The organism is Pseudomonas sp. D3, assembly GCF_029320995.1.
GTDB classification, from domain to species: domain Bacteria; phylum Pseudomonadota; class Gammaproteobacteria; order Pseudomonadales; family Pseudomonadaceae; genus Aquipseudomonas; species Aquipseudomonas paraveronii.
The window spans coordinates 1,892,203-1,905,668 of sequence record NZ_CP119772.1 but is presented as its reverse complement, the minus strand read 5'-3'; the positions used below and the strand labels follow the sequence as shown (position 1 = coordinate 1,905,668).

Annotated in this window: 11 protein-coding genes and 1 pseudogene; 7 read left to right on the top strand and 5 right to left on the bottom strand. The window is 59.1% G+C overall.

Going from position 1 to position 13,466, the window contains the following annotated elements:
- Positions 1 to 81: 81 nt before the first annotated feature.
- Both P3S72_RS08660 and P3S72_RS08655 read left to right on the top strand, forming a co-directional pair.
- The gene (locus P3S72_RS08660) at positions 82 to 1,389 is read left to right on the top strand and encodes an MFS transporter (RefSeq protein WP_276196993.1); all 1,308 of its coding nucleotides are present in this window, start codon (positions 82 to 84) and stop codon (positions 1,387 to 1,389) included.
- Complete coding sequence (locus P3S72_RS08655; RefSeq protein WP_276196992.1) at positions 1,386 to 2,144, top strand: substrate-binding domain-containing protein; 759 nt, start codon at positions 1,386 to 1,388, stop codon at positions 2,142 to 2,144. The genes P3S72_RS08660 and P3S72_RS08655 overlap by 4 nt, the downstream gene beginning before the upstream one ends.
- Here P3S72_RS08655 and P3S72_RS08650 read toward each other — a convergent pair.
- Positions 2,136 to 3,038, bottom strand: coding sequence for a LysR family transcriptional regulator (locus P3S72_RS08650; RefSeq protein ID WP_253394044.1), 903 nt, complete (start codon positions 3,036 to 3,038; stop codon positions 2,136 to 2,138). The two genes, P3S72_RS08655 and P3S72_RS08650, sit on opposite strands and share 9 nt — an antisense overlap.
- Positions 3,039 to 3,313: 275 nt before the next feature.
- Between P3S72_RS08650 and P3S72_RS08645 the strand changes: the two genes are divergently transcribed.
- Entirely contained in the window at positions 3,314 to 3,526 is a 213-nt protein-coding gene (locus tag P3S72_RS08645; RefSeq protein WP_276196991.1) for a cold-shock protein, read from the top strand.
- Between the two features lie 70 nt (positions 3,527 to 3,596).
- Positions 3,597 to 3,806, top strand: a complete 210-nt coding sequence (locus tag P3S72_RS08640; protein WP_276196990.1) for a cold shock domain-containing protein — start codon at positions 3,597 to 3,599, stop codon at positions 3,804 to 3,806.
- A 36-nt stretch (positions 3,807 to 3,842) separates the two neighbouring features.
- Here the strand turns inward: P3S72_RS08640 and P3S72_RS08635 are convergent, their stop codons facing one another.
- The 4 genes from P3S72_RS08635 to P3S72_RS08620 form a co-directional block, all read right to left on the bottom strand.
- Entirely contained in the window at positions 3,843 to 5,468 is a 1,626-nt protein-coding gene (locus tag P3S72_RS08635; RefSeq protein WP_276196989.1) for a methyl-accepting chemotaxis protein, read from the bottom strand.
- 512 nt (positions 5,469 to 5,980) lie between these two features.
- Positions 5,981 to 7,006, bottom strand: a complete 1,026-nt coding sequence (locus P3S72_RS08630; protein WP_276196988.1) for a histone deacetylase family protein — start codon at positions 7,004 to 7,006, stop codon at positions 5,981 to 5,983.
- Between the two features lie 89 nt (positions 7,007 to 7,095).
- Entirely contained in the window at positions 7,096 to 8,325 is a 1,230-nt protein-coding gene (locus P3S72_RS08625) for a Zn-dependent hydrolase (protein WP_276196987.1), read from the bottom strand.
- 13 nt (positions 8,326 to 8,338) lie between these two features.
- On the bottom strand, positions 8,339 to 9,658 hold the full coding sequence (locus tag P3S72_RS08620) for an MFS transporter (RefSeq protein WP_276196986.1): 1,320 nt from the start codon (positions 9,656 to 9,658) through the stop codon (positions 8,339 to 8,341).
- 158 nt (positions 9,659 to 9,816) lie between these two features.
- Here P3S72_RS08620 and P3S72_RS08615 point away from each other — a divergent pair, with 158 nt between their 5' ends.
- From P3S72_RS08615 to P3S72_RS08605, 3 genes and pseudogenes are all read left to right on the top strand, one after another.
- Positions 9,817 to 10,755 (top strand): LysR family transcriptional regulator, encoded by a 939-nt coding sequence (locus P3S72_RS08615; RefSeq protein ID WP_276196985.1) that lies wholly within the window; start codon positions 9,817 to 9,819, stop codon positions 10,753 to 10,755.
- A gap of 877 nt (positions 10,756 to 11,632) precedes the next feature.
- Positions 11,633 to 12,433, top strand: a pseudogene (locus P3S72_RS08610) (EAL domain-containing protein); the annotation flags it as partial.
- A gap of 492 nt (positions 12,434 to 12,925) precedes the next feature.
- On the top strand, positions 12,926 to 13,375 hold the full coding sequence (locus P3S72_RS08605) for a DUF6538 domain-containing protein (RefSeq protein ID WP_276196984.1): 450 nt from the start codon (positions 12,926 to 12,928) through the stop codon (positions 13,373 to 13,375).
- Positions 13,376 to 13,466: the final 91 nt, after the last annotated feature.

The following is a 13,466-nucleotide window of genomic DNA, read 5'->3' as shown; positions in this document are numbered from 1 at the left end:
ATCATTTCCAAATGTGTCAGCCACTATCCTCAGTCCTAAGCGAAACAAGCACTTTAAAAAGAACGCTGGAGACACAAAACCATGACAAGCCCTACCCGACCCGACTCTGCCCGTTCAAAAGTGGGTGCGGTATTCCGCGTTACTTCGGGCAACTTCCTCGAACAGTTCGACTTCTTCCTGTTCGGCTTCTATGCCACCTACATCGCTGCCGCGTTCTTCCCCGCCGCTAATGAGTTTGCGTCATTAATGATGACCTTCGCTGTATTCGGCGCGGGCTTCCTGATGCGTCCGTTGGGCGCGGTAATCCTGGGCGCCTACATTGACGATGTCGGTCGTCGCAAAGGGCTGATCGTGACCCTGTCGATCATGGCCAGCGGCACGCTGCTGATCGTGCTGGTGCCGGGTTATCACACCATTGGCCTGTGGGCACCGGCGCTGGTGTTGCTCGGCCGTCTGCTGCAAGGCTTCTCGGCCGGTGCGGAGCTGGGCGGGGTGTCGGTATACCTCGCAGAAATGGCCACCCCCGGCCGCAAAGGCTTCTATACCAGTTGGCAATCGGGCAGCCAACAGATCTCCATCGTGGTCGCCGCCGCGCTGGGTTATGGCCTGAACGTGTGGATGGAACCGGCGATTGTGGCCGACTGGGGCTGGCGTATTCCGTTCGCCGTCGGTTGCGTGATCATTCCGTTCATCTTTGTGCTGCGGCGCAACCTTGAAGAGACCGAAGAGTTCGCCAACCGCAAGCATCGCCCGAGCATGCGCGAAGTGCTGGCGACCCTGGCGAAAAACTGGTCCGTGGTCATCGGCGGCATGTTGATGGTGGCAATGACCACCACTGCGTTCTACCTGATCACCGTGTACGCGCCGACCTTCGGCAAAACCGTGCTGCAACTGAGCACGTCGGATGCGTTGCTGGTGACCTTGCTGGTGGCCGTATCGAACTTTGTCTGGCTGCCCATCGGCGGTACCCTGAGTGACCGCTTCGGGCGCAAACCGGTGCTGGTCGCCATGACCGCGCTGACGGTGCTCACGGCTTATCCGGCGCTGTCCTACGTGGTAAACGCGCCGAGCTTTGCGCATATGCTCGAAACCCTGCTGTGGTTCTCCTTCCTGTATGGCATGTACAACGGCGCGATGATCCCGGCGCTGACCGAAATCATGCCGGTGGAAGTGCGCGTGGCGGGCTTCTCCCTCGCCTATAGCCTGGCGACCGCAGTCTTTGGCGGTTTCACCCCGGCGATCTCCACTTGGTTCATTCACATCACCGACGACAAGGCTTCGCCGGCCTACTGGTTGATGTTCGCCGCCCTGTGCGCCCTGTGCTCGACCCTCGCGTTGTATTACCGGGCCAACACCCGTGGGCAGGTGATGCCGGAAGCGGCGCAATGAAAGCGCTGTTGAACACCCTGACGGTCCTCGCCCTCAGCGCCCTGGCGCTGACGGCCCAGGCCGAACAACTCACGGTGATGACCTCCGGTGGCTTCACCGCTGCCTACACGCTGCTGGGCCCGCAATACGCCCAGCGCAGCCGCGACACCCTCGACACCGTCCTCGGCCCGTCGATGGGCAAGGCGCCGGAAGCGATTCCCAACCGCCTGGCCCGTGGCGAACACGCCGATGTGGTGATCATGGTCGGCTACGCCCTGGATGACTTGATCAAACAAGGCAAGGTCGACAAAGCGTCCCGCGTGGAACTGGCGGATTCGCGGATCGGCCTGGTGGTGAAAGCAGGCGCGGCCAAACCGGCCATCGGCACCGATGCCGAACTCAAAGCGGTGTTGCTCAAGGCCAAGTCCGTGGCGTATTCGGACAGCGCCAGCGGCGTGTATGTCGAGAAGGAACTGTTCAAGAAACTCGGCATGCCGGCCAAGGGCACCATGATCGAACGCATCCCCGTGGCCGAACAGGTCGCCAAGGGTGACTACGAGGTGGGCTTGCAACAGGTGGCGGAACTGTTGCCGGTGCCGGGGGTGACTTACGTCGGCAAGATCCCCGAAGACGTGCAATCGGTGACGCGCTTTGCGGCGGGCATTCCGGTCAACGCCGAACACCCGGCGCAGGCCAAGGCGCTGCTGCAGTACCTCGCCTCGCCCGAGGCGCAACCGGTGGTGCAATCCACCGGCCTGGACTCGGTATCACGCTGAGCGATACGGCAGCTCCCGCACCAACCGCTCCAACTCCAGCGCCGCCGGCGGCAACGTCCGCCCGCGGCGCTTGATCAAACCCACATTGCGCATCACCTGCGGCTCCTCCAGCGGCACACTCAGCAAAGTCGAGTGTTCAGAGCCCGGCATGGCAATCGACGGCACCATCGCCACGCCCAGCCCCGCCTCCACCAAACCGAGCATCGTGGTCACGTGGTGCGTCTCGCAGATGCTCGGCTTTTTCACCCGCACCCCGCGCAAGGCCTGGTCCAGCAGGAAACGGTTGCCCGAGGTTTTGTCCACCGTGATGTAGTCATGCTCGTAGGCCTCGGCCCAGCTTACGCTGGCGCGCTCGGCAAGCGGGTGATCGCGGCGGCAGGCCAGCACATAACGCTCCTGAAACAGCAATTCGAACTCCACCTCATCGGCCAGGCTGCCGCTGAAACTCACGCCGAAATCCGCCTCGCCGCTTTCCACCGCGTTGCACACCTCGCCGGCACTGGCATCCAGCACCCGCAGGCGGATCTTGGGGTACAGCTTGTGGAATGCCGAGATCACATGAGGCATGAAGTAATACGCGGTGGACGGCACACACGCGATGGTCACGTCGCCCATACGCGTGGAGGCAACGTTGCTGATGCCCATCAGGGCGATGTCGAGGTCGTCGAGGATGCGCTCGACCTGCGGCAGGAAGGCGCGCCCGACCATGGTCAGGCTGACTCGGCGCGTGGTGCGCTCGAACAACTTCACATCCAGGGCAGTTTCGAGCTTTTCGATGCGACGGCTGAGGGCCGGTTGCGAGATCCGGATGGCATCGGCGGCAGCGCGAAAACTACCCTTGTCTACTACGGCGCGGAAGGCTTGGAGGTCGTTGAGGTCGAAGTTGATGATCACGGAGGGCGGCCAATGGGGATCGGGATGGGGGGATTATCGTATGGGCGGTAACGAGGCGCCATGTGCGCGGGGACTGCCGCTCGAATACGCCAGATTTTCAGCATGAAACTGCGCAGTATGGCGCGTTTTCATAGCCTGCGAACCTGTCAGAAATGACAGTACCGCTGGTCTCGCGCTGTGTTGACGATTGGCTCGCGCGGGTCTTTGATTATGTATGCCGCACTCGACAACGCGTCGGTGCATAGCAGGACACAAGGGTTTAGAGGAGACGAACAATGAGCGATAGACAGAACGGCACAGTGAAGTGGTTCAACGACGAAAAAGGCTTTGGGTTCATCACTCCGGAGAGCGGACCCGACCTGTTCGTACACTTCAAGGCGATTGAAGGCGATGGATTCAGATCACTGAAAGAGGGGCAGAAAGTCAGCTTCGAAGCGATTCAAGGGCCTAAAGGCATGCAGGCGGAAAAAGTCCAAGTGGTCAACTGACAAGCCCTCGAATGACCGCTTCACCCCGCCCACCACGGGCCATGCATTGCACTGGAAAAGGAGAACGGCTATGCCCAGTAAAACTCCACAGACTGCAATATTCATCAGCAGCGAAACTGCCGTCCACGATACGCAAGACGTGTTCTTTCGCAGCAGCACCGCCCAGGGCGGTCAGGTGCTGCGCGAAGGGCAAACCGTCACTTACGAAGTGGAACGGGGGCCGGGGGGCGAGTGGCAAGCGGTCAATATTGAGATCGTGGAAGAACCGACGCTGAATTAGCGCCATCCTGCGCGCCGCCACTCGCGACGCACGTCACTACAGTTGAAAGCGTGCCACCGCCTCGTTCAGCGCGACCGCCAGTTGCGCCAGTTCCCGGCTCGCGCCATTGATCTGCCCGGCACCGGAAGACGATTGCGCCGACAAGTCGCGAATGTTGACGATGTTGCGATCAACTTCCTTGGCGACCTGAGCCTGCTCCTCGGCGGCACTGGCGATGACCAGGTTGCGCTGGTGAATCTGATCGATGGAATCGGTGATCTGGCTCAAGGCACCGCCGGCCCCTTCCGCCAACGCCAAGGTGTCGGTGGCGCGTGCGGTGCTCGACTGCATCGAAGTCAGTGCGTGGTCGGAACCCGCGCGCATGGCGCTGACCATCTGGTCGATTTCCAGGGTCGATTGCTGGGTGCGGTGCGCCAGGGCGCGCACTTCGTCGGCCACGACCGCAAAACCACGTCCGGACTCCCCGGCGCGTGCCGCTTCGATGGCGGCGTTGAGCGCCAGCAGGTTGGTCTGCTCGGCGATGGAGCGAATCACGTCGAGTACCTTGCCGATATCCCGCGATTGCTCGGCGAGGTGCTGCACCAGGGTCGAGGTTTCGCCGATGTTGGTGCTCAGGGCTTGAATAGCGCTGACCGTTTCGCCCACGCGATGTTGGCCTTCGCGCGCCGTTTCGTTGGACATGCGTGTGGACTCGGAGGTGGACACCGCGTTGCGCGCCACCTCATCAGCCGCCGAGGTCATCTCGTTGACGGCGGTGGCGGCCTGCTCGATTTCCGCAGTCTGCTTTTGCAGGCTGCGACTGCTTTGGTCGGTGATGCCGTTCAGGTCGGTAGCGGACGACGCCAACTGCCCGGCCGACTGGCGAATCAGCTGCAAGGTGCCGCGCAGGCTGGCTTGCATACTTTGGAGAGCCACGAGTAGGCGGGTCACTTCGTCGTCGCCGGTCACCGCCACCGTTTCGGTCAGATCGCCACGGGCGACGTTTTCCGCCGCCCGCACCGCATGACTCAGCGGGCCGACGATGCTGCGCGTCAGCAGCCACGCCAGCGCCACGGTACTCAAGGCGGCCAGGAGTACAAAGCCGAAGACCATCGTGCGCGAACGGCCATACTGCGCCTCGGCCGCCTGCCCCTGTTGGCTGATCTGCGCGTTGTAGTAGTCGGCCAACGCATTGAGCTGGGCGCCGGAGCCGTCGACCACGGTTTTCATGTCCACCAGCAACAACTTGTTGAGTTCAGCGCCCTGCTGCTGGTCGGCCAGCGCAAACGACCGGGCCAGGCCCTGCTGGTATTGGCGTAGCGAGACCTGGAACTGCTCATACAACGCGCGGACTTCGGGGCTGTCGATCACAGCATCGAGGTCGGCCAGCCTTTTGCTCAGGTCCTGGCTGCGCGTGTCCATCTGGCTGCGGTATTGCGGGATGCTTGCCGGGTTCGGGTCCAGCGCCATACGCAAAGAGATCGTGCGAATGCGCAACATGATCTCGCGGATATCCGAGACCAGACGCATTTTAGGCACCAGCCCGCGCTCAACCTGGACCGCACTTTCACGAATGCTGGCCATGTTCGAGAGCGCAAAAAAACCGAGTACGGCCACCAGCAAAGCAATCAGAGCAAAACCCAGGCCCGCACGGCGGGCGATGGACAGGCTACGTAAGGACATTTTTCGAGGCTCTTATTAGTGATCAGATGTCATACAAGGATATTTCGGCCGCAAGGAACAAGACTTTAGAGACGTCATTCATTTCGCCCTCATGCGCCGGGGATCAGTCATGCAGGGTTACAGGGGGAATTGCGTATACGGAAAAATCCGTCCACGGGAAAGACCATGATCTCTCCATCCGAAACGAAAAAGCCTGCAGAACATTCAGTTCTGCAGGCTTTTCGGTGCGGTCATCGGTTAACCGCCCTCAAGCGCACTCGCAAGGGTTGACGCTCGAACCGTGATTTCACACGCATCGTCGATCAATCGACTACTGACAAGTCCCACCTTTGTGATGCGACCCCGTGCCCCCAACCGGATGCGTCCCCTTCGGGCACGCCGCCGCAATAAACGGGCTAAACGCCAACACCACCAATACCCCCACCAATAACAGCTTCTTCATACCATCCTCCGTGATCGTCACGACATATGATGGCACAAAGATATCACACCTCCGCAAGACTGATACCCGGTTACTTCGCCCAAGCCTGCGGGCCGCCGAAGAAAGCCTGCGCATTGCTGTCCAACGTCTGCAGGTGATACCCGCCCTCCTGCACGATCACACAGGGCAGCCCCAGCCCACGAATGCACTCACCCAACCGCGCAAACCCGTCCCGCGTCACCGCGACTTTGCTTTGCGGGTCCAGTTCGTAGATGTCGAAGCCCAGGGAGAGCACCAGCACATCTGCAGAAAAGTCCTTCAGCGCTTTGAGGGCACGTTCGAGTTGTTCAAAGAACACCGCCTCGCTGGCGCCGTGGGGCATCGGCAGGTTCAGGTTGAAGCCCTCGCCCGTCGCGTTGCCGCGCTCGTCGGCGAAACCGGCGACAGCGGGATAGAAGTTGGTGGGGTCGCCGTGGATCGACACGTAGAGCACGTCGTCGCGATCATAGAAAATCTCCTGAATGCCCTGGCCGTGGTGCATGTCGGTATCCAGGACCGCGACGCGCTGGAAGCCCTTGCGCAACGCCTGCGCCGCCACTGCCGCGTTGTTGATGTAGCAGAAGCCACCCGCCGCATCGAAGCGCGCGTGATGACCGGGCGGGCGGCACAGCGCGTAGGCGGCGGGCGCGCCATCGAGGACGGCCTTGGCGGCGGCGACGGCGCTTTGGGCCGACCAATAGGCCGAGCGCCAGGTCAGTTCGCCGACCGGGCAACTGCCATCTGCCAGGTAGCGCGCGGCTTGAGCGAGGATGCCGCGCAGGGCGTTGGGCTCACGCACGAAGATGTTGGACATGACTTCGTCGCCCCAGTCTTCAGGGATTTCCTTCCAGCGCAGGTGAGCCTCCTGTAGGAAGGCCAGATAGGACGCGCCGTGTACGGCCAGCAGTGGCTCAAGACCTTGGTCCTCGGGTGACACGATCTCAAAGCCCAGCGTTTGCGCGGCCTGCAGCAGGTTGCGGGCGCGCTCGGGGACTTCCTGCGGCGTGCGCATCTGACCACGGGAGTAGTAGCTGCGCGGATGATGCAGGAGTTGTTCGGGGTGGAAAAACGTTTGCATGGGCATCTCCTGAGTGAGCACGGTGGCCTGTGGGTGCTGACTTGCCTGCACCCATAGCGGATCGTCTTCAGTCTTCCAGAATGAGGTGGTCAGTTGGCGTGGCCGGCACGTTTCAACACGGCGTTGAGTAAGACATCGGCGCCCTGGCGCACGTCCTCGGGCAGTACGTCTTCGGCTTCGTTGTGGCTGAGGCCGCCGACGCAGGGAATGAAGATCATTGCCGTCGGGCAATAGCGTGCAAGGTGGATGGCATCATGGCCCGCGCCACTGACAATGGGCTGCTGGCTGTAACCCAAGGCGTCCACCGCCGCTTGCACGCAGGCCACGCATTCGGCATCGAATGGCGTGGCCGGGCTGATCCAATGAGGGCTGATGGTGACGCTCAGGCCGCGCTTGCGCGCGATGGCCTGCAAGCGCGCCCTGACCTGCTGCTCCATCGCCTCAATGTCGGCGTCGCGGTGATGGCGCAGGTCGACGGTGAAGGTCAGCAAACCGGGAATGGTGTTGCGCGAAGACTTGGCAATGCTCAACTCGCCGACAGTGGTGAGGCCCTGGGGAGCGAAATCCGTGGCGAGGCATTCCAGGGCCTGGATCATTTTTGCGGCGCCATACAGTGCGTCCTTGCGCAGCGGCATCGGTGTGGTGCCTGCATGCGCGGCCAGCCCTTCGACCCGCACGTCGAGCCAGCGAATCGCCTGGCCGCCGCTGACCACGCCGATGCTCTTGGCGTTGTCCTCAAGGATCGGGCCTTGCTCGATATGGGCTTCGAAATACGCATCCACCGCCCCGCCCAAAACACGCTCGCCGTGGTAGCCGATCATGCGCAAGGCGTCGGCCACGCAGACGCCGTCGGCATCGGTGGTGGCCAGGGCTTGGTCCAGCGCCAACGTACCGGTGAACACGGCGGAGCCGAGCATGGCGGGGGTGAAACGGGCGCCCTCCTCGTTCGTCCATACCGCGATTTCCAGCGGCTTGCGGGTCTGGATGCCGTGGTCGTCGAGGCTGCGCATCACCTCCAGGCCAGCCAACACACCGTAGACGCCGTCGAAGCGCCCGCCTTCGGGCTGGGTGTCGAGGTGGCTGCCGATCATCACCGGCGCGGCGTCCTTATCCGTACCGGCGCGCCGGGCGAACAGGTTGCCGATGGCGTCCACGCTCAGGGTCAGCCCGGCAGCCTTGCACCAGTGGCTGAACAGCTCGCGACCGGCTTGGTCTTCGGCGCTCAACGCCAGGCGGCAACTACCACCGCGCGCGGTCGCGCCGACTTCGGCCATGGCCATCAGGCTGGCCCATAGACGCTCACCCTTAATCTTCAACATTGCACCCGCTCCATTAAACGCTGGGGGCCATTTCCAGGCGGTGGGCGGTGGCGTGGCGGCGCGACAAGGCCAATACGCACACCAGCGAGACCGCCGCGATCAGGCTGTAAAACACTGCCATCGGCCACCATTGGCCTTGGTATTCGTGGGCCAGCCAGGTGCCGATCAACGGCGTCAGGCCACCAGCCAGCGCACCGCACACCTGATAGGCCAGGGAAATCGCGGTGTAGCGCACGCGGGTTTCAAACAGGCCGCTGACAAAGCCTGCGATCACCGCATAAAACGAGGCCATGCACACCACCGCCAGGGCGATGCCGAGGATGATCAACGGCGCCTGGCCGCTGCTGACCAGCGCGAACATTGGGTAAGGTGACGCCATCGCCAGCACTGTCATCGCGCAGAGAAAACGCGTGGCGCCGACCTTCTCCGCGACCCAGGCCGCCAGGGGCTGCACGCAGAACTGGATGATGGCGACCACGAACAGACATTCCAAAATCAACGAACGTGGTAGGCCCAATTGCTGAGTGCTGTAGGCAATCATGAAGGTGTTGGTGAAATACACGCCGGCGATGCCCAGGGTGTTGGCACCGATACACAGCAGCAGCGGGCGCCAGGCGGTTTTCAGTACTTCGATCACCGGGGCCTGGTCCGGCTTGAGCACCCGCGCCTTTTCGGCCAAGGCTTTGTCTTCGAGGAACTCAGGCGACTCGTTCACCCCCAGGCGAATCACCAGGCCAACGATCAACAGCAAGGCACTGGCCAGGAACGGCAGGCGCCAGCCCCAACTGAGCAGGTCTTCTTCGGGCAAACGGGTCACCGCGCTGAACGCCAGCAGCGATAGGATCAACCCCGCCGGGCTACCCAACTGGGCAAAGGAGGCAAAGAAGTTACGCCGCCCCTTTGGGGCATGCTCGCCGGCCATCAACACCGCCCCACCCCACTCGCCACCGACGGCAATGCCCTGCACGATGCGCAACAAGACCAGCAGGACCGGCGCCGCGACGCCGATCTGCGTGTAGGTCGGCAACAGCCCGATGCACACGGTGACCACGCCCATCATGACCAGCGTGATCACCAGCGACTTCTTGCGCCCGATCCGATCGCCGATATGCCCGAACACAATGCCGCCCAACGGTCGCGCGAAAAAACCCACGGCAAAGGTGCCGAACGCAGCCATGGTGCTGAACAATTTATCTTCGGAAGGGAAAAACAGCTGACCGAACACCAGCGCGGCGGCGGTGGCGTAGATGTAAAAGTCGTACCACTCGATCATCGTGCCGATGAACGCGGCGGCCGCAGCGCGGCGAGGCTGGGGCGAAGCGGAAGGCTTCATGGGGCTGGCTCCTTTGGTTATTTTTTTGGCAGGAGAAAGGTCGAACGCATGCGCTCTGATGGTGCTTGTTGAGGGTGATTTATCGTCGCCGGTCTATAATTAGTCAATTTTCTATTTATTATTCCAATTATAAACCCTGCTTATTATTGAGCCGCGCCATGCCCGAAACCCGCCGCGATATTCATCCGTTGCTCAACGACCGCCTGGACTGGAACCTGCTGCGCACCTTCCGCGTCATCGGCCAGGAACTGAGCATCAGCCGCGCTGCCGCGCGTCTGCACTTGACCCAGCCAGCCATCAGCCAGGCCCTCAAACGCCTGGAAGAGCAACTCGACTGCCAACTCATCGCGCGCCGTGGCCCGCGCTTCGTACTGACCGAGGCTGGCGAACAGATCTTCGCCATCGCCGGCGAGATGTACGGCCAGGTCTCGCAGATGAGCAACGCCCTGCAAAAACCCGGCGATGAGGTGATCGGCAAGGTGCGCCTGCTGATGATCAGCCGCATCAACTCCGACACTTTCGATGACTTTCTGGCCGACTTTCACCGCGAACATCCTCGGGTCGACCTGGACGTTGAGGTGATGCGCAGCTCCGACATCGTCGCTGCCCTGCTGGAAAAAACCGCCACTTTGGGCCTGAGCCTCAACCGCCGGCCACAGCCGCGCCTGGAACAACATCTGTTCCTGCACCAACGTTATGGTTTTTTCTGCGGAAAACACCACCCACTGTTCGGGCGTCACGGCTTGGCCGAAAGGGATTTGCAGTCGGAAAACTTCGTCAGTTTTACCAGTGACCAGATCGGCGGGATGCTCTCGCCATTGACGATATTCCGTGACCAACAGGGCTTCAGCGGGCGGATCGTGGCGTCGTCATCCAGCCTGGAAGAAGTGCGCCGTCTGGTGATTGCCGGGTTTGGCCTGGGCTGCCTGCCGATTCACGTGGTGGCGGAAGATGTGCAGAACGGACTGCTCTGGCGCTTGCCGCCGGATGAGGGGATTGCGGATGTGGATATCCATGTGTTGTGGCACCGGGAGCAGAAGATGAGTCGGGCGGAAACGGTGTTTATCGACAGTCTTTTGGCACGTCTGGTGCGATAGTCGGAGGTATTTAGCGATTTACCTGACGGAGAGACCAGACGGTTCTCGCAGGGGAGCCCAATAGAACTTTGGCTTGCTCATGCTGGGCTTCGGTGAATTTTGTAAGTTCCTTCCGCGTCAATGCAAGTTCTGTTCGTTGAGACAATTGCTCTTTGCTTTGCAAATTAATGACATCTATCACACCTGCCAAGATCAAACTTGAAAAGAGCGTATTCGCTATTAGGTGAATTGAACCGAGTACGTCTATTGCACTCGATTTTTTAGGATCCGTTTTGCGGCTCCAAGAATTTCTTTCAGCGACGTTTCATCTGCCTGATAGGCAATGTCGCATAGGCAATGGCGAAGGTTCGCGGTTGTTGGTTCAGCGTGATCCCGGTTCGGGAAAAAAGCCTCCAGTCCCACGCCTAGGACGTCAGCAATTCGCTCCAACATTTCGATGCTAGGGGCGTATTCGCCTCTCTCGTAACGACTCACTGTCATCGACTCGCACCCCAATGCTTCGGCAAGGGCGGCCTGTGTACATTTATTGTCTAGTCGTAAGTGCTTGATTCGCTTGCCTATACTGATGGTGGCATTTTGCTTCATAGTAAATATCACTTAAAATCAAATACTTACACCTAATCATCCCCCCAGGAAGATCATAAAAAGGCTAGATTACTATTAATTTATAGCCAATTTCAGTATAGTCATTTTTTGACTATCTGAACGATGTTGAATTGCTAAGGAATTTTCCCATGGACGCCGAAAATTATGCCTGCAGGAAAATGCGATTGATTTTTGGTGCCTGCAGGTATCCGAGCCTGAGAAGCAGCAAGAACTTATTTGTCGTTATCGGTCAAAAAATACCGCTCCTATTGCCTATGGTTGGGTAACTGGGGGGTTCACGCTCATGCTCACACCTTCCCACAATCAACAACTGACACGACAAGGCATGATCGAACAGGCGTTGCGTCAGGTCGATATTGAGCACGAATTCAGCCTGGTTTTTCAGCCAGTGATTGATTTGCGTAGCCGGCGGACTGTCGCGTTCGAGGCATTGGCACGCTGGAGCAGCCCAGCGCTAGGTGACGTCCCTCCCGGCCAATTCATTCCGATTGCCGAGCGGATCGGCTTAATAAATCGCCTGACCATTCACCTGCTCGGCAAGGCATTGCTGATTGCCTCTGATTGGCCCCGCCACATTTGCCTTTCTTTTAATTTGTCCACACACGACTGCGCTTCAGACGAAATCGCCGGACAAATAATCGAAATAATTAAAGCCAGCCATTTCGACGCCAGGCGACTTGACCTGGAAATAACCGAAACAGCGATCATGCAGGATGTTGTTAAGGTACAACATACTATTGACAGGTTCTGTCGGCTAGGTTGCGGAGTTGCCCTTGACGATTTCGGTACTGGATACTCTAGCCTTAGCCAACTACTTTCGCTGGTTCTCACCAAAATAAAAATAGATCGAACCTTTGTTGCTGGCATTGATGAAAACCCCACCAGCTACAAAATTGTAAAGTCTTTAGTTGCTTTGAGCAGTGACATGCAACTGGAATGTATAGCCGAGGGCGTTGAAACTCGCGAGGAATTGGAAACCTTGATTAGCTTAGGTTGCTTTTTTGTCCAAGGGTATTACTTTTCGCACCCCATGCATCATTCGCACATAGATGATTGGCTTAAAGACAATTGAACTGTGCGTGGCATGTCAAAAATTCAATGTCGAGTGCTGATTCAAATTCAGCCTTCGTAAGGCTTCTCTAATGCACAACCCGGTACATCGTGGCTAAACGCTGGAAGCGTCCTTGCCTCTTTTGGCCGAATGTAGTCAACCCCAGGGTACGCTGAAGCAGATTGCAGAGCTGCGCTCCAATTGCCCGCCATTAGCAGGCGAACTCACTGGTGGAGCCTGAAGACGCCCTGGTTATCAGTTGATTGGAAATCGAGGGCGTAGCGAAGGGTTTGGAGTGCGGCAAGGGGATTTGAGCAGTACAACCGAGCAGTACAATCCAGAAACGAAAAAGCCCCGCAGACCTTGATCTGCGGGGCTCTTCAAATAATGGCGGAGAGATAGGGACTCTCGAAAACCACCTACCAACCCCAGCAACCACGGCACTACAAGGCCTTAAGCTCGTATAGTAGTAGAAAATAGTAGTAGAATTCAGCTCTCATCTGAGGGCGATTCATGGCAGACCATATTTTCCAAAAGAAAGGCGAATCCACTTGGTATGTTCGTCTCGATATCCCTAAAGACGTGCAGTTGGCCTTCGATAATCGCAGGGTGCTAATCCAATCGCTGAAGACAGGCCTGCGCTCTGAAGCCATGGAACGCCGCCTAGCTTGGCTCGCCAGATGGAAAGCAGATATCAACGCTGCCAGAGACAAGAAGCTATCGGAGCGGGATGAATGGAAAGAGAAAGTTCAGGATCTAACGCGGCGGAACCAGAGCAATAAGGAAAAGTGGTTGCCTACATTATTTATGCCCCGCTCTAAGGATGCCACCACTTCACCCCATGACATCCTGGCTTACACAGAATCGCTAGCTCCCATCCTTCAGGAACTCTATGACGGTGGCATGGAAGGTCCGGTCAAAGCATTTATAGCGACCTACCACGAATACCTAGGGAAGGTCTGAAGTAAGCAGCCGTTTTTAACGGCCTCGCTGTTTTAGGTTCAAAAAACGCCGACTTGCTCGGAAATCAGGCCTTTCCTCCTCTCAGTTCGCG

Excerpts from the sequence above, each read along its gene's own strand:
- P3S72_RS08615 (WP_276196985.1), top strand. The coding sequence starts at position 9,817 with ATGCCCGAAACCCGCCGCGATATTCATCCGTTGCTCAACGACCGCCTG.
- P3S72_RS08605 (WP_276196984.1), top strand. The coding sequence starts at position 12,926 with ATGGCAGACCATATTTTCCAAAAGAAAGGCGAATCCACTTGGTATGTT.
- P3S72_RS08655 (WP_276196992.1), top strand. The coding sequence starts at position 1,386 with ATGAAAGCGCTGTTGAACACCCTGACGGTCCTCGCCCTCAGCGCCCTG.
- P3S72_RS08625 (WP_276196987.1), bottom strand. The coding sequence starts at position 8,325 with ATGTTGAAGATTAAGGGTGAGCGTCTATGGGCCAGCCTGATGGCCATG.
- P3S72_RS08620 (WP_276196986.1), bottom strand. The coding sequence starts at position 9,658 with ATGAAGCCTTCCGCTTCGCCCCAGCCTCGCCGCGCTGCGGCCGCCGCG.
- P3S72_RS08630 (WP_276196988.1), bottom strand. The coding sequence starts at position 7,006 with ATGCAAACGTTTTTCCACCCCGAACAACTCCTGCATCATCCGCGCAGC.
- P3S72_RS08645 (WP_276196991.1), top strand. The coding sequence starts at position 3,314 with ATGAGCGATAGACAGAACGGCACAGTGAAGTGGTTCAACGACGAAAAA.
- P3S72_RS08660 (WP_276196993.1), top strand. The coding sequence starts at position 82 with ATGACAAGCCCTACCCGACCCGACTCTGCCCGTTCAAAAGTGGGTGCG.
- P3S72_RS08640 (WP_276196990.1), top strand. The coding sequence starts at position 3,597 with ATGCCCAGTAAAACTCCACAGACTGCAATATTCATCAGCAGCGAAACT.
- P3S72_RS08635 (WP_276196989.1), bottom strand. The coding sequence starts at position 5,468 with ATGTCCTTACGTAGCCTGTCCATCGCCCGCCGTGCGGGCCTGGGTTTT.